The following is a 20,135-nucleotide window of genomic DNA, read 5'->3' as shown; positions in this document are numbered from 1 at the left end:
AATATAATCTTCAGCTATATCTAATAACAGGAGGTTATATGAGCATTAGTCGTCGTTCTTTTTTGCAGGGGGTAGGCATAGGCTGCTCTGCCTGCGCGCTGGGCGCTTTTCCGCCCGGGGCGCTGGCGCGCAACCCGATTGCCGGCATTAACGGTAAAACCACGCTAACGCCAAGTTTGTGCGAAATGTGTTCCTTTCGTTGCCCTATTCAGGCGCAGGTAGTCAATAACAAGACCGTTTTTATCCAGGGCAATCCTTCTGCGCCGCAGCAGGGGACGCGCATATGCGCCAGGGGCGGGAGCGGCGTCAGCCTGGTCAATGACCCGCAACGGATTGTAAAACCTATGAAACGCACCGGGCCACGCGGCGACGGTGAATGGCAGGTGATTAGCTGGCAACAGGCTTACCAGGAAATCGCGGCGAAAATGAATGCCATCAAAGCGCAGCATGGCCCCGAGAGCGTGGCTTTCTCTTCCAAATCGGGCTCGCTCTCCAGCCATCTTTTCCATCTGGCTACGGCCTTTGGTTCGCCTAATACCTTTACTCACGCCTCAACATGCCCTGCCGGGAAAGCCATTGCGGCAAAAGTGATGATGGGCGGCGATCTGGCGATGGATATCGCTAACACGCGCTATCTGGTTTCGTTTGGCCACAATTTGTATGAAGGGATTGAAGTTGCCGATACCCATGAGTTAATGACCGCGCAAGAGAAGGGGGCCAAAATGGTGAGCTTCGATCCGCGTTTGTCGATATTTTCCAGCAAGGCGGATGAGTGGCACGCTATTCGTCCCGGGGGGGATTTAGCGGTTCTGCTGGCGATGTGCCACGTCATGATTGATGAACAGCTCTACGATGCGTCTTTTGTTGAGCGTTATACCAGCGGATTTGAACAGTTAGCACAGGCGGTAAAAGAGACGACGCCGGAATGGGCCGCCGCGCAGGCCGATGTCCCAGCCGACGTTATTGTCCGGGTGACACGCGAACTGGCTGCCTGCGCGCCTCACGCTATTGTCAGTCCTGGTCATCGCGCGACGTTCTCGCAGGAAGAGATCGATATGCGGCGTATGATTTTTACGCTTAATGTGCTGCTCGGTAATATTGAGCGCGAAGGCGGGCTATATCAGAAAAAAAACGCGTCTGTTTACAATAAACTGGCCGGAGAAAAGGTCGCGCCAACGCTGGCGAAACTCAACATTAAAAATATGCCGAAACCGACGGCGCAACGCATCGATTTGGTCGCACCGCAGTTTAAATATATCGCCGCTGGCGGCGGCGTGGTGCAAAGCATTATTGACTCGGCGTTAACCCAGAAGCCTTACCCGATAAAGGCGTGGATTATGTCGCGGCATAATCCTTTCCAGACCGTCACCTGTCGTTCGGACCTGGTAAAAACCGTTGAGCAACTGGATCTGGTGGTCAGCTGCGATGTCTATTTGAGCGAGAGCGCGGCATATGCCGACTATCTGCTGCCGGAATGCACCTATCTCGAACGGGACGAAGAGGTATCCGATATGTCGGGACTGCACCCGGCTTACGCTCTGCGCCAACAGGTCGTAGAGCCGATTGGCGAGGCGCGTCCGAGTTGGCAAATCTGGAAAGAACTTGGCGAGCAGTTGGGATTAGGGCAGTACTATCCGTGGCAGGATATGCAGACGCGCCAACTCTATCAGTTGAACGGCGACCATGCCTTAGCGAAGGAACTGCGACAGAAAGGGTATCTCGAATGGGGCGTTCCGCTGCTATTACGCGAACCAGAATCCGTTCGTCAGTTTACGGCGCGTTACCCCGGCGCTATCGCGACGGACAGTGACAACACCTATGGCGAACAGCTTCGCTTCAAATCGCCCTCCGGCAAAATCGAACTTTATTCCGCAACCCTGGAGGAATTGCTCCCTGGCTACGGCGTTCCGCGCGTTCGTGACTTTGCGCTGAAAAAAGAGAATGAGCTTTACTTCATTCAGGGCAAGGTGGCCGTGCATACCAATGGCGCGACGCAGTATGTACCTTTACTCAGCGAGCTAATGTGGGATAACGCGGTCTGGGTTCATCCGCAAACGGCGCAAGAAAAAGGCATTAAGACCGGCGATGAGATCTGGCTGGAAAATGCCACGGGTAAAGAGAAAGGTAAGGCGCTGGTGACGCCCGGTATCCGCCCGGACACGCTTTTTGTCTATATGGGATTTGGCGCTAAAGCTGGGGCCAAAACGGCGGCGACGACACACGGTATCCACTGCGGAAATTTACTGCCGCACGTGACGAGTCCGGTATCCGGTACGGTAGTGCATACCGCAGGCGTGACGCTGAGCCGGGCATGAGGGAGGAGGGAACCATGAATCATTTTACGAATCAGTACGTCATGCTGCATGATGAAAAACGTTGTATCGGCTGCCAGGCGTGTACCGTTGCCTGCAAAGTGCTTAATGACGTACCGGAGGGATTTAGCCGCGTACAGGTACAAATTCGCGCCCCTGAACAGGCATCCAACGCACTAACCCATTTTCAATTTGTCCGCGTCTCCTGTCAGCACTGTGAAAATGCGCCATGTGTCAGCGTTTGTCCTACCGGAGCGTCATATCGTGATGAAAACGGGATCGTGCAGGTGGATAAATCGCGCTGTATTGGCTGCGATTATTGTGTTGCCGCGTGTCCTTTCCATGTGCGCTATTTGAATCCGCAAACCGGTGTCGCCGACAAGTGTAACTTCTGCGCCGACACGCGGTTGGCGGCTGGCCAGTCTCCGGCGTGCGTATCCGTTTGCCCAACGGACGCGCTGAAATTCGGCAGACTGGATGAGAGCGAGATCCAGCGCTGGGTCGGTCAGAAAGAGGTCTATCGCCAGCAGGAGGCGCGTAGCGGCGCGGTCAGTCTGTACCGTCGTAAAGAAGTCCATCAGGAGGGTAAAGCATGAATACTATCTGGGGAGCGGAACTACACTATGCGCCAGATTATTGGCCGCTGTGGTTAATTTATGCAGGCGTCGTGGTGCTGCTCATGCTTGTTGGGCTGGTTATCCATGCGTTATTGCGCCGGATGCTGGCGCCAAAAACGGCGGGCGGCGAAGAGCATCGTGACTATCTCTACTCGCTGGCGATTCGCCGTTGGCATTGGGGAAATGCGTTACTGTTTGTTTTATTACTGTTAAGCGGTTTATTTGGTCATTTTTCTCTCGGCCCTGTAGCGCTAATGGTACAAGTGCATACCTGGTGTGGTTTTGCCTTACTGGCTTTCTGGGGCGGGTTTGTGCTGATCAACCTCACCACAGGTAACGGGCGTCACTATCGGGTAAATTTTTCCGGACTGGTAACGCGTTGCATACGCCAGACGCGTTTTTACCTTTTTGGCATTATGAAAGGGGAAGCGCATCCGTTCGCGGCAACAGAGCAGAATAAGTTCAATCCACTGCAACAACTGGCATATCTGGCGATTATGTACGCGCTGGTACCGCTGTTAATCATCACCGGTTTGCTGTGTCTCTATCCGCAGGTTGCGGGTCTGGGCCCTGTGATGCTGGTGCTGCATATGGCGCTTGCTATCATCGGCTTACTGTTTATTTGCGCGCATCTCTATCTGTGTACTCTTGGCGACACGCCGGGACAAATTTTCCGTAGCATGGTTGACGGCTATCATCGTCATCGTACCGCGCCGCGCGGGGATAAGTCCGCCGTCTGAGCGTATCCATAAAATAATGTCAGCAAGAAAATGTGCCTTGTGTCACATTTTCTTGCAATTTATCCATGTTTGTTTAACTGAACTTCCGTAAAAAGAACGGCAAATAGAGACCATCCTGAGGACATGCTGTTGAAACGCCGTTTGTTTATTGCCGCTTCTTTATTCGCGATGCACCTTTCTCCTGCGCTTGCGGCCGATGCCGTAAGTTTTGCTCCCCAACCGCCAGCCATTGATGCAGGCGCCTGGGTGTTGATGGATTACACTACGGGGCAGGTTCTTACCGCCGGTAATGAACACCAGCAACGTAATCCCGCCAGCCTTACCAAGCTAATGACGGGCTACGTCGTCGATCGCGCCATCGATAGTCATCGTATCAGCCCTGACGATATCGTCACCGTTGGGCGCGACGCCTGGGCGAAGGATAATCCGGTGTTTGTCGGCTCCTCGTTGATGTTTTTAAAAGAAGGGGATCGCGTGTCGGTACGCGATTTAAGCCGTGGCTTAATTGTGGATTCCGGTAACGATGCCTGTGTGGCGCTGGCGGATTATATCGCGGGCGGGCAGCCGCAGTTTGTGGCGATGATGAACAGCTATGTGAAAAAACTCAATTTACAGGATACCCATTTTGAAACCGTCCACGGTCTGGATGCGCCGGGACAACATAGCTCCGCGTATGATCTGGCCGTACTCTCCCGGGCGATTATTCACGGCGAACCTGAATTTTATCACATGTACAGCGAGAAAAGCCTGACCTGGAACGGCATCACGCAGCAGAACCGCAACGGCTTGTTATGGGATAAGACCATGCATATCGATGGGCTTAAAACCGGACACACATCGGGGGCGGGATTTAATCTTATCGCATCGGCGGTGGACGGGCAGCGCCGACTTATCGCCGTCGTGATGGGAGCAAAAAGTTCGAAAGGTCGTGAGGAACAGGCGCGAAAACTGTTGCAGTGGGGCCAGCAAAACTTTGCGACGGTGCAGATTTTGCACAGCAGTAAAAAAGTGGGCAGCGAGCGAATCTGGTATGGAGACAAAGAAAAGATTGCGCTGGGTACGGAACAGGATTTCTGGATGGCGCTGCCTAAAGCGGAAATTCCGCATATCAAAGCAAAATATGTGCTGGATAGAAAAGAGCTGGAGGCGCCAATCGCCGCTCATCAACGGGTAGGTGAAATAGAGCTCTACGATCGGGATAAACTGATCGCTCAGTGGCCGCTGGTCACTCTGGAATCGGTGGGTAAAGGCGGTATGTTCTCTCGTCTGAGCGACTATTTTCAGCATAAAGCGTAAGCCGTTGTCACACACCGTTCACCGTCATCTGAGGTGCCAAAAGGGCGGGATTGCGAGGTTGCTCACAAAATGATCACGCTGTCCTTGTGACCGTAAAAGGCTGTAATTATACTGTACATTCATACAGTATAGTAAAGTGACGGAGGCAGCATGGATTACGAAATCAGGCAGGAACAAAAACGCAAGATAGCCGGTTTCCACATGGTCGGTCCATGGGAACACACCGTGAAGCAGGGTTTTGAACAACTGATGACGTGGGTGGATCGACAGCGGATCGTGCCAGTTGAATGGATTGCCGTCTATTACGACAATCCAGATGTCGTACCTGCAGAAAAACTCCGCTGCGATACCGTGGTGTCCGTGGCAGAGAATTTCATCCTGCCGGACAATAGCGAAGGCGTAATCGTGACCGCCATTGAAGGCGGCGAATATGCCACTGCTGTCGCGCGAGTGGAAGACCGTGACTTTGCGAAGCCGTGGGAACGGTTTTTTGATGTCCTCGAGCAGGATAGCGCTTATCAGATAGCCTCTGCGCCCTGTTTTGAAACCTATCTGAATAACGGCATGGAAGATGGATACTGGGATATTGAAATGTATATTCCGGTACAGCGGAAGTGATCGACTGGTTTCCTGGCTGAAAAGAGCGGACGGATAATGTGTTCCGTCCGCCAGTGCGCTATTTTTGCTATAAAGCAGGTACAATGCATTTTTTGCCATTCCCGTAAGGAGCGCAAGCGTGCGTGCCGATAAGTCATTAAGCCCTTTTGAAATACGGTTGTACCGTCATTATCGCATCGTGCATGGCATACGTATCGCCCTGGCGTTCATTCTTACCTTTCTGCTGGTTCGTCTGTTTTCTATTCCCGAGGGCACATGGCCGCTCATCACGTTAGTGGTGATTATGGGGCCCATCGCATTCTGGGGAAATGTAGTGCCTCGTGCTTTTGAGCGCATAGGCGGTACGATCCTGGGCGCGGCGTTAGGGCTGGTGGCGTTACGCCTGGAGCTCTTTTCCTTACCGCTGATGCTGGTGTGGTGTGCGATAGCGATGTTTTTGTGCGGCTGGCTGGCCTTAGGGAAAAAACCGTATCAGGCGCTACTGATAGGCATAACGCTTGCCGTTGTTGTCGGTGCTCCCGCTGGTGATATGGATACGGCATTATGGCGTGGCGGGGATGTGATTTTGGGGTCGCTACTGGCGATGTTGTTTACCGGCATCTGGCCACAGCGCGCCTTTTTGCACTGGCGCATCCAACTGGCGCATTGCGTCACGGCGTATAATCGGGTGTATCAGGCAGCGCTGTCGCCGAATTTGCTGGAGCGCCCCCGGTTGGATAAACATTTGCAACGGTTGCTGAACGATGTCGTCAAAATGCGCGGGCTGATAACGCCAGCCAGTAAAGAAACCCGGATACAAAAATCTATTTTCGAGGCCATTCAGACTATCAACCGCAATCTGGTTTGTATGCTTGAATTACAAATCAATGCCCACTGGGCGACGCGCGCCAGCCATTTTGTGATGCTTAACGCGCACACATTGCGTGAAACCCAGCAGATGACGCAGCAAACCTTGCTAACGATCGCCCACGCGTTGTTTGAAGGCAACCCGCAACCGGTACTGGCAAACACCGGTAAACTGAATGATATTGCTGCCGAGTTGCGGCAGCTAATGAACGAGCAGCAGGGCGACGCGGTGGCTGAAACCCCCATCCACGGCTATGTTTGGCTAAGTATGGAAACGGCCCGACAGTTGGAACTGCTTTCACATTTGATCTGCCGGGCTTTGCGCAAATAAAAAGCAGATGGGGCGAATGAATTTGTTGCTGCTTCGATTCAGCAAAGATTAAGAGTATGATACTAATATAAGGATAAAATGAGTGCTACTGGCAACGATTTTATCCCCGAACCTTCAGGTTTCCCCAGACGGCGACGTAACGGTGTTTCCTCTGGCGGCTTGAAGTATGACGGGGATAAACGTAATGTTTATCCACTAGCAGTTGCTTAACGAATCCGAATCTCACATTATCAGGGGTGTAAAAATGGAAACAACCAAGCCTTCTTTCCAGGACGTGCTGGAGTTTGTTCGTCTGTTCCGTCGTAAAAATAAACTGCAGCGTGAAATTCAGGACATTGAGAAGAAGATCCGTGACAACCAGAAGCGTGTGCTGCTGCTGGACAACCTGAGCGACTACATCAAGCCAGGTATGAGCGTTGAGGCGATTCAGGGTATCATCGCCAGTATGAAAAGCGACTATGAAGATCGCGTTGATGACTACATCATTAAAAATGCCGAAATCTCCAAAGAGCGTCGCGACATTTCCAAAAAGCTGAAAGCGATGGGCGAAATGAAACACGCCGATGTAAAAGCCGAATAATGCGCTACGGCAGTGGGAGCGTATATCAGGCTCTCACTGCAGTTTGACCCCGCCTGTGACCATCTTGAGTAAATGTTGTTTTGGCCAGTGTCGGGTAAGTTTTTTCTCTGCCAGCTTACCTTTCAGGCGCGCAATGTCATGACGTTTCCGGTCCAGCATCAGACCCACCACGCTACCGCTATGTGCCACGTTCAATCCGTATAAATCACACTCTTCGACCAGCGACAGCAGGGCGGTAAATCCTGGCTTAGGTAACAGCGTCTGGCTGGCGATAGCGCTAAGCGTAGCCGCCTCACCCAGTCGGAGCGGATTTTGCGTTATACAGGCTTCCTGCACCAGATTCCAGGCCTGCTGCAAGGTTGGTGAACTTGCTATTAATTTCTGCTGGCGAGGGAGACGGTGGTAATCTTGCGTGCGCAGTGTGACCGGGCTTTCCAGTACCAGCAAATCGATTGGCGGCGGTGGCTCGCAGGCGATTTGCGTGGCCGCATTATTATGATCAAACAGCGTTAACTGATGAAAAACGGTGCTATCAGTGGGTTCGATTGAGACGCAAAGCTGTGCAAGGGTGGTTTCATCCAGCGAATGGCCAAGATGATGCGCCGTTGCCACCGCCGTAGCGGCGATATCTGCGGTGCTGCTGGCCATGCCTTTGGCAACGGGAATTGACGAACGCACATCGACGCGAATCTCGTTACTCCAGTGCGCAGGATACTGCCAGTGCGCCAGAACGCGCTCCACCATCGCCCGCGACAATGGACGCTCGTTTACCAACGGCGGCGCAGCCGTGACTGCTACGGTGCTGTACCAGTCAACGGGGCAGGAGACCAGTTTCTCACTGCCCAGAATCCATCCCTGGATAAGTTCCCCGCATGAGGCGGGGCATTGCGCAACAGCCACGTTATCACCTTTCAGGTACGAATAGTGTGCGCGCATAGTGTCATGGTAAAAGCGTTATTACCATGACTTGCCGCAATGCGTCGTATAACCCTCTCAGGCTGGTACACAAAGCCCTTCCGTGGCCGGTAGCGCAATGCGCATAACGTCTTGTGCGATCATTAACTCTTCGTTGGTGTTGATGACGGCGACTTTCACCAGGGCGTTCTCCGTCTGGATAAATGTCGCATTACGCTGATTTTTCTCTTCATCAACGGCTAAGCCCAAAAATTGCAAATTATGGCACACCGCCGATCTGGTGCGCGCTGAGTTCTCGCCAATGCCCCCAGTGAATACCAGCGCATCCAGTCCTCCCATTTGCATAATATAGCTGCCAATGGTGGCGCGAATGCGTTCGGCAAACAGAGTGAGAGCGAGTTTAGCCTGCCGGTTACCGGTATTGGCTGCCTGTTCGACATCGCGGTAATCAGACGACACGCCAGAAACGCCCAGCAAGCCTGACTCATTATTTAATAACTGATTCAACTGTTGCGGCGTTTTGCTTTCGCGCTGGGCTATCCACGGCAGAATAGAGGGATCAATATCTCCGCTACGGGTGCCCATCATCACGCCTGACTGCGGCGTAAAGCCCATCGACGTATTGACCGAACGCCCGTTCTTGATGGCGCAGATGCTGCTACCGTTTCCAAGATGACAACAAATCACCCGTAATGCGCTGAGTGGTACACCCAGTTTTTCCGCCAGAACGCCGCTGACATACTTATGGCTGGTGCCATGAAAGCCATAACGGCGAATCCCCAGTTCCGCGTAATAATGCCAGGGAAGCGGGTAAATATAGGCGGGTTCATCCAGCGTCTGGTGAAATGCCGTATCAAACACGGCTACGGAAGGGGCATCAGGCAACAGTTGACGAAAAACGTGAATACCCAACGCGTTTACCGGGTTGTGAAGCGGGGCCAGTTCAGCAAGACGTTCGATTTGCGCTAACGTTTCATCCGTGACCAGCGTCGAGTCTTTAAAAAACTCACCGCCGTGCGCCACACGATGGCCCACCCCGTCAATGTCCCGCAGACTGTTAATGATTTGATAACCCAGCAGCTTTTCCAGAAGCAGCGTTACCGCATCGCGATGATCGGCAACGGGGACGGTTTCCTGCCATTTTTGGCTGTGCGTCTTAATTGTCACCTGCGCATCCGCCATACCGATACGTTCAATCAGCCCCTGACAGAGCATGTCGCCCTGCGGCATCTCCAGCAGCTGGAATTTTAACGATGAGCTGCCGGCGTTAATGGCCATTATTTTGTAAGACATAAAGGTTCCTTCGAATTCAGAAAATCCAGCACGGCGTCGAGACCCGAGTTATTCAGCGCGCTGGTAATAAAAATCTGCTGTGCGCCAGCCTGCGTAAGCCACTCCGCAACCAGCGAAATACGCTGCGGCTCGGCGAGATCGGCCTTGGTGACCAGGCCAATCGTCGGGCGGTTCATCGGGGCGGTAAAACCCGGAGAAAAGGGCGACCACTGGGCGTCGGCATTCAGCACCAGGGCGATGACGTCGGCCTCGCAGGCGCTGGTTAGCAGGGCGCTGTACAGGCAGCGGTTCTCCAGGTATTCGCCCGGCGTGTCGATGGCCATCGGCGACCATTCAATGGCCTGGGTTTTCTTATAATGGAGCGCTTCGCCGCGCAGGCTTTGGGTCAGCGAGGTTTTTCCGCACTGGCTGGGGCCGATAAACATCAAACGCTTCATGACGTTACGTCCGGGTGATCGAACAGGTGGTGAACTGCATCATTTCGCCCAGCGTGCGCGTTACCTGCTTGAGGGCATACTCGACGGCGGAAACGTCGCCGGTCAGCACCACGGCACCGGTAAAGCGATCGAGAAAACCAATTTCCACCGCGCCGGATTTAGTGGCGATATCGCAGGCGATAATCGACGCCTCGCTGGGCGTAATGGTAAGGATGCCAATGGCGGACACCGCATCCTGCAGGCCCAGCTTCTTAAATAAATCTTTTCCCGGATTAGCAATCAGGTGCGCGAGGGTGACCTGTTTTCCAGGAACGTATTCCTGAATCATGCGATCCGTTGTCGGTTGTCTTTCCATTATCCCTCCACCATCTGTCGCCACATGGCTTCATGCGGGCGCGGGATCACCGAGCGGTAAACCAGCAACCCTTTCTCGCCCGCGCTTTCGCTGGCAACCGTCACGGCGTTATTGACGTCAGAAACGTCGCCCGCCACCACCATGTAGCATTTACCGCCGATGCCGAAGGCCATATGCACCCGCACCAGGGTGACGTTTGAGCCTTTTACCGCCCGGTCTGCGGCGCTAATGCAGGCCGCTACGCTCCAGGTTTCGACGATACCTACCGCCTGGCGCTTATCGACGCTGTTCAGGCCGCTGATGGCCGGAAGTACGCTGGGATGAATATTGGCCAGCACCAGGCTGTCGACGAGCATCTCGCCGGCCTGCGACGTACCGGTTTCAATAGCCTGCTGGACAGCGCCAATATCGCCGCCAAGCATCAGTAAAAACTTCCCCGGGCAGATGGTCTTGCTGACCAGCAGATTAACGTTGGCGCTTTTCAGCATCGCATCGCCGAGTTCCATCCCTTTGGCGATGCTGGTGAGTTCTAAAATTCCTATAGCCTGAGACATGGTTAACCTCTTACAACCGTGATGGCCTGTTCGCTGATGGCCGATACAACGCCGTCGATGCTGGCGTGAATGGGTGCGCCGAGCGCGCCAGGCGGGACATCAGCAACGCATTGCCCGCGCGTCACGCGTTCTCCCACCGCAACGTTCGCTACCGCGCTGGCACCAATATGCTGGCGCAGTTGCAAAGTCACTGTTCCTACAGCCGGTTCGTCTTCAACCAGCGGCGCTTCCTGGTACCAGGGGCTTAGTCCCAGTTTGGCGATCAGCCGCTTCACCGGCACCAGGCGATATTTCGCCATTTCGTCGGACGGATTCAGCGGCCCTTTGTAGCGCTGGTTTTGCGCCCGCAGCTCGCGTTTTAACATGCGGTTGATGCGCATCGGCGAGATCCCCACCGGACAGGCCACGCTTTCGCAAACGTTGCATTCCGAGCAGGTAAGGGCGCTCAGCAGCAGCTGTGGCGTGGCAGCCTGGTGAAAGTTCACCGCCCGCACCAGCAAGTGCGGAGAGAGTTCGTGGCCGATCAGGTGTCGCGGGCAGAGATCGGTACACAGTCGGCACTGTTCGCAGACTGTGCGCGCGACGGAAAGCACCGTGCGCTCGTCCTGCATTCTCCGCTGGATAAGCGGATGGCTTTTTGGGAGCACCAGCAGGCCGCCGGTAGTTTTCGTCACCGGGTTATCAAGAGAGGTAATCAGGCCACCCATCATCGGGCCGCCGTTAATAAAACCAGGGTCGTCGACCGTTGCGCCGCCCGCCAGCGCCAGCACTTCATGCAGTGACATGCCGACAGGAACGGTAACGGTCAACGGTCTGACGACCGCGCCGTTCACGGTCAACGTGCGACGAGTGACCGGAAACTGCTGCTCGACCGCCCGGGCAATATTGAGTACCGTTTGCACGTTATTGACGACCACGCCGACGCTGGCAGGCAGCGCAGCCGGGGCGACCCGACGACCGGTTGCCATCCAGATAGTCAGCACCTCATCGCCCGCGGGATATACATCCGGCAGGATATGCAGGCGGATACCGTCTGGCAGCAGTGGAGTGAGGGCGTCGATGGCCCGGCGGTATTTTTCTTTCAGGGCTATCACCCCTTCGCGCGCGCCGGTTGCCGTCATCGCGTACTGCACGCCGCGAACAAGACGCGCGGCCTGCTGCCACATCAGTTGCTGGTCAACTTTGAGCATCGGTTCACATTCGGCGGCGTTCACCAGAAAAATCTCTACCTGCGCCTGTAGTTTGACGTGAGCGGGAAAACCTGCGCCGCCCGCGCCGACAACGCCCGCTGCGCGGACGCGCTCGCGAATTTCATCGGCGCTATGGGACATTTCAACGCTATTGATGGCGGCGCTCATAGCAGTTCCTCCAGCAGCTCGCGAATTTCCTCGGCGCTGGCCGGGCGCGGGTTGGTGCGCAGCGTGATATCCGCCAGCGCGGCCTGCACCATCGCCGGAATACGTGCGGAAAAGTCGGATCTTCCTTCTTTAAGCGCAACGGCCAGTGAGGGAAGGGCACAGCGTTGCTTAAGCAGTTCGATTTGCTGAATCAGCGCATTGATCGCCGCAACGTCATTGGCTTCTGCCGGGCAAAAACCGCAGGCTTTGGCCAGCCGCGCGTAGCGTTTGGCGGCGCGCGGGTCACCCGCGTTAAAGCGGATCACCGTCGTGAGCAGCAGCGCATTGGCCAGCCCGTGCGGCAGATGGAACTGTCCGCCGAGCTGGTGGGCTATCGCGTGGTTAAGCCCCAGCCCCGCCTGGCTGAAGGCCATCCCGGCGAGCGTTGAGGCATTGTGCATTTTCCCGCGCGTCGCCACGCAGTCGCCTTTTTCCACCGCCGTGGGCAGATACTGGAGCACCAGTTTGGCGGCTTTTTCCGCCAGCGCGTCGGTAAAGTCGCTGGCGTGCGGTGACACCCAGGCCTCCAGGGCGTGGGTCAGCACGTCCATACCGGTGTTGGCGGTAATCTGCGGCGGAACGCTGACCACCAGCTCCGGGTCAAGGATCGCCATATCCGGATACAGCGCATTGTTGAACAGCGGATACTTAATGCCTTTATCCGGGTCGCTAATTACGCAGGCGCTGGTGACTTCCGAACCGGTGCCGCTGGTGGTCGGGATCGCCACGCAGGTTTCGATATTGATGCCGCTTTGCTGGCTAAACCAGACAATCGCTTTCGCCGCGTCCATTGCCGAGCCGCCGCCAAAACCGATCACCACCTGCGGTTGCAGAGCCTGCATTTGCGCAATGCCCTGAACCACTGTGTGGATGGTGGGGTCCGGCGTTATCTCGCTAAAGACGCTGATGCGGTTATCTGCGGGCAGCGCGTTACGCAGGGTATCCAGCAGCGGCGAGCGAGCCAGAAAGCCATCGCAGATTATCCAGATGTGCTTATTGGTAAAGCGCTTGAGCACCGCCAGGCTGCCCTGACCGCTGTACAACCGCGTTTGTAGTGAGAAGGTATTCATCGCGACCTCGGTTAGCGAATAGAAAAGCCGTTGGTCAGTACGCAGCGCCGGGAACGGGCAAAAGTACGCGCTGACGTGGTCCCTTCACCGGTTGGTGTGGCGATAGTGAAGGTGGTAAAGCCTTCGCCGCCGACGCCGATCCCGGCATAAGAGGGGCCGTTTTTGACGAATATCGAGGTTTGCAGCGTGCGGGCCGCGAGGTTCAGGCGTGACACGTTCTGCGAGTGCATAATGGCGGTATGATGCAGCCCCTCTTCAACCTTCAGGGCCAGCGCCAGCGCGCTATCGAAATCGCTGACTTTTACCACTGGCAGCATCGGCATCAACTGTTCGCTGGTGACCCACGGATCGTCAGCGTTAACCAGCGCAATCAGCAGACGCGGCGCTTTTGCAGGGACAGCGATCCCGGCGGCTTCCAGCATGGCCGATGGGCTCTTGCCGACCAGTTTTTTATTCGCCTGGCCTTCAGGCAGGCAGACGGCGCGGAGTTTGTCGGTATCGGCAGGGCTTAACAGCAGCGCGCCGAAGGTTTGCATTTGCTGCACCAGACGTTCGGCGACACTCTCCACTACGATCAGGCTCTTCTCGGCAATGCAGGGCAGGTTGTAATCGAATGACGCGCCGTTGATGATATCTTCCGCCGCTTTCACCAGGTCCGCCGTTTCATCAACGATGCAGGGCGGGTTACCCGCGCCAGCGCCAATCACCTTCTTACCGCTCTTCATGCCCATTGCCACAATGCCCGGGCCGCCGGTAATGGCCAGTACTGCGATTCGCGGGTGGGCCATCATCTGCTGGGTCGCTTCGAAGGTGGGTTCAGCTACAGTCACCACCAGATTGCGGATGCCGCAGCAGCGGAAGGCAATCTCTTCAATCAGGCTGATGAGCTTCAGAGAGACCTTTTTCGCCCCCGGATGCGGGCTAAAGTAGACGCTGTTGCCCGCCGCCAACATGCTGATGCTGTTATTGATGATGGTTTCCGTCGGGTTGGTGCTTGGGGCGACCGAACCGATGACGCCAAACGGTGAGTATTCAAACAGCACCATGCCGCCGTCACCGGTCAGCGCGGTGGTGGTGAGATCTTCTACGCCCGGCGTGTTGTCCAGCGCAGCCTTGTTCTTGAGGAATTTATCTTCTTTGTTGCCCATCCCCGTTTCATTGGCGCTCTCTTCCGCCAGGGTTGCCAGTAGCGGCGTCAGCTCCTGACGCATCGCGCTGATAATGGCGCTGCGGGTTTTTAGCGGGCACTGCTGATAACGTAAGAACGCCTGGTGCGCGGCGTCGATGGCCTCGCTCACGGACTGGAAAATCCCTTTGCCCTGAGGCTGGGCCGGCGTTTGCGCCGGCGTGGTTAATTGCTCGCTAAGAATGGTGCGAATCAGGGTTTCGAGTTCAGAAGTATTCATTGATGAGTTCCCACGTTAATAGCCGCGATGGCTGTCTGTGCTATGTCCATGTCCTGCTCAACGCTGCCGCCGCTGATGCCAAGACCCCCAATTAATATGCCGTCGCGCCACAGGGCGTAACCGCCGCCAAAGGTGACCACTTTTCCCTGTAAATGACTTTCCAGGCCATAAAGCGCCGCGCCTGGCTGAACAACATCGCTCAGCTCATGGGTCGCCGTTTTCATTGCCACTGCGGTCCAGGCCTTTTTCGGCGCCAGTTCGCTGCTGACCAGCAGGGCGTCCGGCATCCGCCAGGTCACAGTTTCCGTGCCGTGCGCGTCAACGATGCTGACGACTACCGGAACCTGCAGTTGCTGCGCGCGTTCAACGGCGGCGCGGGTGAGCTGGTGCAGATCGTGGAATGAGAGGGCCACGGGCGTTGTCTCCTTGCTGCGGGTCGGCTGGCTGGCAGCCAGATAGCGCTTGCTAACTTCACGGATGATGTTGGCCTGGTGCGCATCGCTATCTTCCGCGCGGGCCAGGGCGTACAGGCAGTCCGATAAGCGGTTGATGTAGCGCATCAGCACCTGGCGTACGTTGACTTCAGTTGCCAGTTCAACCAGACGGCGTTCGGCGCGGCGCGCCAGCGTGCGGGCAAAATGTAAGCGGCTCGCGGCTTCGCAGCGTCCGGGTAAAATAAAGCTGTGCAGCGGTTCGACGCGGGCCATTGCCCGATCGATAGCGGCTTCCAGAGCCGAAATCTCTTCGCTGCTGATGTAGCGCTGTTTGGGCGACGGCTGCTCGCTGTCGCTGGCCAGCTCTGCGCTAAACCAAAAAAGTTGCTGCTGGATGGCCTCGAGTAAGGTGCGGTGATTTTCATCCGCAGCGGCGCAGGCGCACAGGCTCAGCGCGGCGTTCAGCTCATCCAGCGTGCCGTAGGCTTCAACCCGCGGGTGGGTTTTGCTCACCCGCTGGCCGGTAAACAGTGATGTGGTGCCAGCGTCACCTGTTCGGGTATAAATCGCCATAACCGCCCCTTAACGCGAAAGCGTATCTACAATGCCGACAACGGCGAGGTCGATGGCCTCATTTGGCCCGGAAAAAACGTGCCTGGCGCTGGAGCCGCCGCTGAGCAAAACCAGTTCGCCGACGCCAGCGCCGACGGAGTCCACGGCCACTTCATCGCCGGAGGTGGGCGAGGCGGGGAGTTCGCCATCGGCGCTGACCCGACGCACCAGCAGCAGCTTTTTCCCAATCAAAGAAGGTGATTTTTGCGTGGAGACAACCGCGCCCGTGACTCGTGCCAGATGCATGATTTACTCCTGCTTAATTAATTGAATATTCCGCGCATTAGCTGCTTCGCGCGCCAGGGCGGTCACGATGCATTTGCGGTGGATAACCAGACGCCCCCGGTTTAGCAGCGCGACATCGCGATAGCTCAGCACCGAACCCGCATGCAGAACCAGCGGCAGTCCGCGCTCATCGGTGAATACCACCGGCAGACGAGCCAGTTTTTTTACCGGGATAACCGGCAGCAGCTGGCTGTGCAGGCTGAGCTGTACGCGGATGCCAAACGCCAGCGCGTCGTGAATTTTCCGGGCGGCGGTATCGTCGGTTTCTGCATCCGCAAGCTGACCCAGCAGCGGCAGGTCGACGAGCAGGATGCGCAGCGACGCGTGCTGACAGAACAGCGCTGGGCAGTCGGCATCGCGAAGCTGCGCAACGCTCAGCGTCACCGTGCTCTGGGCACGGCGCTGCAGTCGGGAGACAATCTCCTCGACAATGCGCTGCAGAGTTTCGCCGTTCATCGCGGGCCTACCAGCCGGGCAAAGGCCTGCGGGTTATCGGCACCAGCGGCGTTGGCTTCATCGGTATCAATGTGCATTTCGAGGCGCATGTCCGGTGAAACGCGAATCGCCACATTGTTGAAAATCAGCCCGCGCTCGTCGCCTTCAATCGCTACCGAAACCCTATCGCTGTGGGAGACCTTCAGGATCAGCGCATCAAGCGGCGACATATGAATATGCCGCTGCGCGACGATAACCCCGGAAGGTAGCTCCAGTTCGCCAAAGGGGCTGACCAGGCGGATGCCAGGTGTGCCCTTCAGGTTGCCGGACATTCTCAGCGGCGCGGCAATCCCCAGCGTTCTCGCATCGGTACGCGAAATTTCCACCTGGCTTACCGAGCGCAGCGGGCCGAGCAGGCGCACATTGTTGAGCTGTCCTTTCGGCCCTACCAGGGTGACGGTTTGCTCCGCAGCATATTGTCCCGGCTGCAGTAGCGCTTTTTTTTCGCTGATGGGATGGCCGGGAAACAGCCGCTCATAATCCTGCGCGGACAGGTGGATATGACGGTTTGAGACGCCCAGCGGAATAGGCCGCTGGCGCATCTCGTCGAGAACTTTACGGACCGTTGATTGCAAAAGCTCTTTATCCATTACGCTTCACCTCGCTTGCCGGAATGAATGCAAAGCGTACGAGGTTCGCCCTTCTGGCGCGGACATTTTGGATCCAGACACAGATTGCAGCTGACCAGTTCTGATTCCTGCGGGGCCTCTTCGGCTGGCGCTTCAGAAACGACATCAGCTATCTCTGACGCTTCAGGCTCAGGTTCAATGACGGAGGGGGAGGGTGTCTCTGCGAGCAGGATCCCTTCTCCGGGCCTGGCGATAACCTTGTGGGCCACCAGACCATTCCGCTGTTCGGCAAATTGCGCACCGGTGGTGATGGCCGCCTGCACGGAGGCCACATCACCGGTAATTTTAATCACCATCCAGCCTGAACCATTGGTCTTTTCGAGGGCGAGCAGCGTGATAGAAGCGGATTTCGCCATGATATCGGCGCAGCTGATAGCCAGTGCCAGACCACAAACTTCAAGTAATCCCAGTGATTGCTTCACGCGGTGCTCCTTATTCGCCATCGATTAGGCTGATTTCGGTAAAATGGCCTCAACATCACTGTGCGGACGCGGGATAACGTGGCAGGATTTCACTTCACCCACGACGCTTGCCGCCGCGCTGCCGGCATCTACGGCTGCTTTAACCGCGCCGACATCGCCGCGAACCATGACGGTAACCAGGCCAGAACCAATTTTTTCGTAGCCCACCAGCTGTACGTTGGCGGATTTAACCATTGCATCGGCGGCTTCAATGGCGCCGACCAGCCCTTTTGTTTCAACCAGTCCCAGTGCGTTATTCATACTGCCGTTCTCCTGTGATTAAGCATGGAGATCCCGAAAGGGGATCCCTTTGACCAGCCGTGCCGCGTTATTACCGGTGTTGCGTTGGGCCTGACTGTCCTGATGATGCATCAGCGTAAAAAGCGGCGCCGATACGGGTAAATTCTTGTAATGTACGACCAGCGTATGTCGATCGCAGGCAATGCCGACCAGCAGCGGCGAGCTGCGCGCCGCCTGCCAGGCGCTGTCAACGACATCTCCAGCCGGGTGATGCTGAAGCAGGAAAGGGATGCCTTCCTCTTCGATACCCAGCAGCACTTCGTGCCAGAGGCTGGCGCAGTCGTTGATAACGGTAATGACGATGGCCGGGGCGCTGTGATTACTGTCCATGTGCAAACTCCTTGTGCCAGGAGAGAATCAGGCCGGTGGCCACCGCGTTTCTTGGGCCTTCGCTGCCGCGAATATTTCCTCGCCCGGCGACCAGGCGGTAGTGCGCCAGCGCATCGGTGACCAGCTGCGGAACTTCGAAATCCAGCGACGAGCCGCCGACCAGCACCATGAACGGAATATCGCGAATGTTGCCGGTTGGACTGACCTGGCGCAGCGCGCGCAGGGCGTTGGTGACAAAGACGCGTTCTTTAGCGCTGCGGCGAATGGCGCGCACTTTTTCCAGCGCTAAGTCGCCGGGAAGCGGCACCAGTTCGTCCGGTTTCACCACGCAGACGCGGGCGAACACGGCGGGAGGCAGCGGCGTCGGGAAGAACTGGACGCTGCCGTCCTCGTGGCGTAAGTGGAACAGGCTTTCGACCTTCGCCAGCGGGTATTTTTTGATCTCTTCCGCCAGATAGCGGTCTTCCAGCCCCAGCTCGCGGGCAATAATCATCGTCACCATGTCGCCTGCACCGGCGAGGTGAGTGGCGATGATTTCGCCTTTAGGGTTGATGATGGAGGCATCGGTGGAGCCCGCGCCGAGGTCAAGGATCGCCAGCGGTCGGGTGGTACCCGGCGTGGTCAGCGCGCCCAGAATGGCGGCTTCAGCCTCAGCGCCGCCGATCTGCACGTCGATATTAAGCTTCTGCTCAATTTCACGGGCAATCATCGCCATCTGCAGACGGTCTGATTTCACCATCGAGGCGATGCCGACGGCCTGCTCCAGTGAGAACTCCCCGGCCAGACCGCCGGTGACGCTCACCGGAACCGAGGTGTCAACGGCCAGAAGATCCTGAATGAAAATCTCGCTGCTGGGCTTATTGGTTAGCTCGGCCATGGTCTGGCGTACGTGCTCCAGCATGCCGCCGATATTGGTCCCGGCCTCGCCGGTGACGTTGTCGAGCTTGCCGCAGCCGTCCACCGCTTTCATGATAGCTTCGGCACCGGCGGCAACATCCACGCGCACGGTACGACCCTGAGCCTGCAGCTCCAGGTTACCGGCGGGTATTGCGCGCGCTTTGACGTCGCCGGATGGCGTTTTAACCACCACGGCGGAACGGTTGCCAATCAGCGCGCGCGCCATCGGGACGATGTTTTTCGTCTCATCGGCGTTGAGGTTGAATACGGTGGCGATGCCGTAAGGGTTGGAGAGGGTCTCGATAACCTTCCCCGGCACGGCGACTTCAATCGCCGCCAGCATCCCCAGCGGAATGCGGTCGATGTAGAGCACTTCGTCAACGATCGGCAGCGATTTTTCCAGCCGGTTGCTGACCAGCACGCCATCGTCGCGCTGCAAAATGACGCCGGTAATCTGGTATCCGGCGCGCATTGAGGCGTTGATAACATTGGCGATGTCGGCAAAATCGAATGCTGACGATACCACCAGAATATAGGACGAGTCCGCAGGGCGGGTTAACAGCTCCTCCGGCCTAATCGTGATACCCACACCAAGGCCTGCTCCGCCCGGCGTTTTTGGGTTATGGCCGATCATTGTCGATTCGGTGATGATGGTTTCGGTAATGGTTTCCATCGCCACATCGCCAATCACCGGCGTGGCTTCGTTAATGCGGATGAGCGAAATATCGCTGACATTGATCCCCGCGCGCTTTGCGACGAGGGCGAGCGCTTCCTGAATGCCGAACACGTTACGCAACGTGCCTTTGATCCCGGTGGTTTCCGCCAGCGCGCTGTGCGTAATCGTCAGTGCGCCAGTCTCATCTTGCCGCGCCAGTGCGACTTCCGTTGATGAGTTACCGATGTCAATGCCAGCTATATATCGCAT

At 56.5% G+C, this 20,135-nt stretch carries 23 protein-coding genes; 7 read left to right on the top strand and 16 right to left on the bottom strand.

The features are described 5' to 3' along the window. Positions 1 to 38 precede the first annotated feature (38 nt). From phsA to N7E69_RS23390, 7 genes are all read left to right on the top strand, one after another. Positions 39 to 2,315, top strand: a complete 2,277-nt coding sequence (gene phsA / locus N7E69_RS23420) for a thiosulfate reductase PhsA (RefSeq protein WP_000028228.1) — start codon at positions 39 to 41, stop codon at positions 2,313 to 2,315. A 14-nt stretch (positions 2,316 to 2,329) separates the two neighbouring features. Beyond that, the gene (gene phsB / locus N7E69_RS23415) at positions 2,330 to 2,908 is read left to right on the top strand and encodes a thiosulfate reductase electron transport protein PhsB (RefSeq protein ID WP_001015351.1); all 579 of its coding nucleotides are present in this window, start codon (positions 2,330 to 2,332) and stop codon (positions 2,906 to 2,908) included. Beyond that, positions 2,905 to 3,669 carry a thiosulfate reductase cytochrome B subunit gene (gene phsC, locus N7E69_RS23410; protein WP_001092546.1) on the top strand — a complete coding sequence of 255 codons (765 nt, stop codon included), beginning with the start codon at positions 2,905 to 2,907 and terminating at the stop codon, positions 3,667 to 3,669. The genes phsB and phsC overlap by 4 nt, the downstream gene beginning before the upstream one ends. Positions 3,670 to 3,792: 123 nt before the next feature. Further along, positions 3,793 to 4,965: a serine-type D-Ala-D-Ala carboxypeptidase DacD gene (gene dacD, locus N7E69_RS23405; RefSeq protein WP_000925048.1), complete on the top strand. Its 1,173-nt coding sequence runs from the start codon at positions 3,793 to 3,795 to the stop codon at positions 4,963 to 4,965. 150 nt (positions 4,966 to 5,115) lie between these two features. Further along, positions 5,116 to 5,583: a DNA gyrase inhibitor SbmC gene (sbmC, locus tag N7E69_RS23400; protein ID WP_000384326.1), complete on the top strand. Its 468-nt coding sequence runs from the start codon at positions 5,116 to 5,118 to the stop codon at positions 5,581 to 5,583. Positions 5,584 to 5,701: 118 nt separating this feature from the next. Next, a complete protein-coding gene (locus N7E69_RS23395) occupies positions 5,702 to 6,760 on the top strand; it encodes an FUSC family protein (protein ID WP_001200849.1) in 1,059 nt (352 codons plus the stop codon). A 244-nt stretch (positions 6,761 to 7,004) separates the two neighbouring features. Beyond that, the gene (locus N7E69_RS23390; RefSeq protein ID WP_000450405.1) at positions 7,005 to 7,340 is read left to right on the top strand and encodes a DUF496 family protein; all 336 of its coding nucleotides are present in this window, start codon (positions 7,005 to 7,007) and stop codon (positions 7,338 to 7,340) included. 33 nt (positions 7,341 to 7,373) lie between these two features. Here N7E69_RS23390 and pduX read toward each other — a convergent pair whose 3' ends face one another. The 16 genes from pduX to pduG form a co-directional block, all read right to left on the bottom strand. Continuing rightward, complete coding sequence (gene pduX, locus N7E69_RS23385) at positions 7,374 to 8,240, bottom strand: L-threonine kinase PduX (protein ID WP_001808089.1); 867 nt, start codon at positions 8,238 to 8,240, stop codon at positions 7,374 to 7,376. 93 nt (positions 8,241 to 8,333) lie between these two features. Beyond that, on the bottom strand, positions 8,334 to 9,548 hold the full coding sequence (gene pduW / locus N7E69_RS23380; RefSeq protein ID WP_000120649.1) for a propanediol utilization propionate kinase PduW: 1,215 nt from the start codon (positions 9,546 to 9,548) through the stop codon (positions 8,334 to 8,336). After that, the gene (gene pduV, locus N7E69_RS23375) at positions 9,533 to 9,985 is read right to left on the bottom strand and encodes a propanediol utilization protein PduV (protein WP_000826277.1); all 453 of its coding nucleotides are present in this window, start codon (positions 9,983 to 9,985) and stop codon (positions 9,533 to 9,535) included. The genes pduW and pduV overlap by 16 nt, the downstream gene beginning before the upstream one ends. Positions 9,986 to 9,989: 4 nt before the next feature. Next, on the bottom strand, positions 9,990 to 10,340 hold the full coding sequence (gene pduU / locus N7E69_RS23370; protein ID WP_000441103.1) for a propanediol utilization microcompartment protein PduU: 351 nt from the start codon (positions 10,338 to 10,340) through the stop codon (positions 9,990 to 9,992). Beyond that, positions 10,340 to 10,894 carry a propanediol utilization microcompartment protein PduT gene (gene pduT / locus N7E69_RS23365; protein ID WP_000075778.1) on the bottom strand — a complete coding sequence of 185 codons (555 nt, stop codon included), beginning with the start codon at positions 10,892 to 10,894 and terminating at the stop codon, positions 10,340 to 10,342. The genes pduU and pduT overlap by 1 nt, the downstream gene beginning before the upstream one ends. Positions 10,895 to 10,896: 2 nt before the next feature. Then, positions 10,897 to 12,252 carry a cobalamin reductase PduS gene (gene pduS, locus N7E69_RS23360; RefSeq protein WP_001271294.1) on the bottom strand — a complete coding sequence of 452 codons (1,356 nt, stop codon included), beginning with the start codon at positions 12,250 to 12,252 and terminating at the stop codon, positions 10,897 to 10,899. Next, positions 12,249 to 13,361 (bottom strand): 1-propanol dehydrogenase PduQ, encoded by a 1,113-nt coding sequence (pduQ, locus tag N7E69_RS23355; protein ID WP_001091461.1) that lies wholly within the window; start codon positions 13,359 to 13,361, stop codon positions 12,249 to 12,251. Before pduQ ends, pduS begins: the two co-directional genes overlap by 4 nt. Positions 13,362 to 13,372: 11 nt before the next feature. After that, on the bottom strand, positions 13,373 to 14,767 hold the full coding sequence (gene pduP / locus N7E69_RS23350) for a CoA-acylating propionaldehyde dehydrogenase PduP (RefSeq protein WP_001097677.1): 1,395 nt from the start codon (positions 14,765 to 14,767) through the stop codon (positions 13,373 to 13,375). After that, on the bottom strand, positions 14,764 to 15,774 hold the full coding sequence (gene pduO, locus N7E69_RS23345) for a two-domain cob(I)yrinic acid a,c-diamide adenosyltransferase PduO (protein WP_001029486.1): 1,011 nt from the start codon (positions 15,772 to 15,774) through the stop codon (positions 14,764 to 14,766). The genes pduP and pduO overlap by 4 nt, the downstream gene beginning before the upstream one ends. Positions 15,775 to 15,783: 9 nt before the next feature. Then, positions 15,784 to 16,059, bottom strand: coding sequence for a propanediol utilization microcompartment protein PduN (gene pduN / locus N7E69_RS23340; protein ID WP_000549825.1), 276 nt, complete (start codon positions 16,057 to 16,059; stop codon positions 15,784 to 15,786). A gap of 3 nt (positions 16,060 to 16,062) precedes the next feature. Continuing rightward, positions 16,063 to 16,554, bottom strand: a complete 492-nt coding sequence (gene pduM, locus N7E69_RS23335; protein ID WP_001012973.1) for a microcompartment protein PduM — start codon at positions 16,552 to 16,554, stop codon at positions 16,063 to 16,065. Next, positions 16,551 to 17,183, bottom strand: a complete 633-nt coding sequence (locus N7E69_RS23330; protein WP_000356719.1) for a phosphate propanoyltransferase — start codon at positions 17,181 to 17,183, stop codon at positions 16,551 to 16,553. The genes pduM and N7E69_RS23330 overlap by 4 nt, the downstream gene beginning before the upstream one ends. Then, a complete protein-coding gene (pduK, locus tag N7E69_RS23325; RefSeq protein WP_001284393.1) occupies positions 17,183 to 17,665 on the bottom strand; it encodes a propanediol utilization microcompartment protein PduK in 483 nt (160 codons plus the stop codon). Before pduK ends, N7E69_RS23330 begins: the two co-directional genes overlap by 1 nt. A 3-nt stretch (positions 17,666 to 17,668) precedes the next feature. Then, complete coding sequence (gene pduJ, locus N7E69_RS23320) at positions 17,669 to 17,944, bottom strand: propanediol utilization microcompartment protein PduJ (RefSeq protein WP_001057755.1); 276 nt, start codon at positions 17,942 to 17,944, stop codon at positions 17,669 to 17,671. Positions 17,945 to 17,962: 18 nt separating this feature from the next. After that, the gene (pduH, locus tag N7E69_RS23315) at positions 17,963 to 18,313 is read right to left on the bottom strand and encodes a propanediol dehydratase reactivase beta subunit PduH (RefSeq protein ID WP_000377975.1); all 351 of its coding nucleotides are present in this window, start codon (positions 18,311 to 18,313) and stop codon (positions 17,963 to 17,965) included. Continuing rightward, positions 18,303 to 20,135: a propanediol dehydratase reactivase alpha subunit PduG gene (gene pduG / locus N7E69_RS23310; RefSeq protein ID WP_001268877.1), complete on the bottom strand. Its 1,833-nt coding sequence runs from the start codon at positions 20,133 to 20,135 to the stop codon at positions 18,303 to 18,305. The genes pduH and pduG overlap by 11 nt, the downstream gene beginning before the upstream one ends.

This window comes from Salmonella sp. 3C (assembly GCF_025426275.1).
In the GTDB taxonomy this organism is placed as follows: Bacteria; Pseudomonadota; Gammaproteobacteria; order Enterobacterales; family Enterobacteriaceae; genus Salmonella; species Salmonella enterica.
This window is presented reverse-complemented; position numbering and strand designations above follow the sequence as displayed.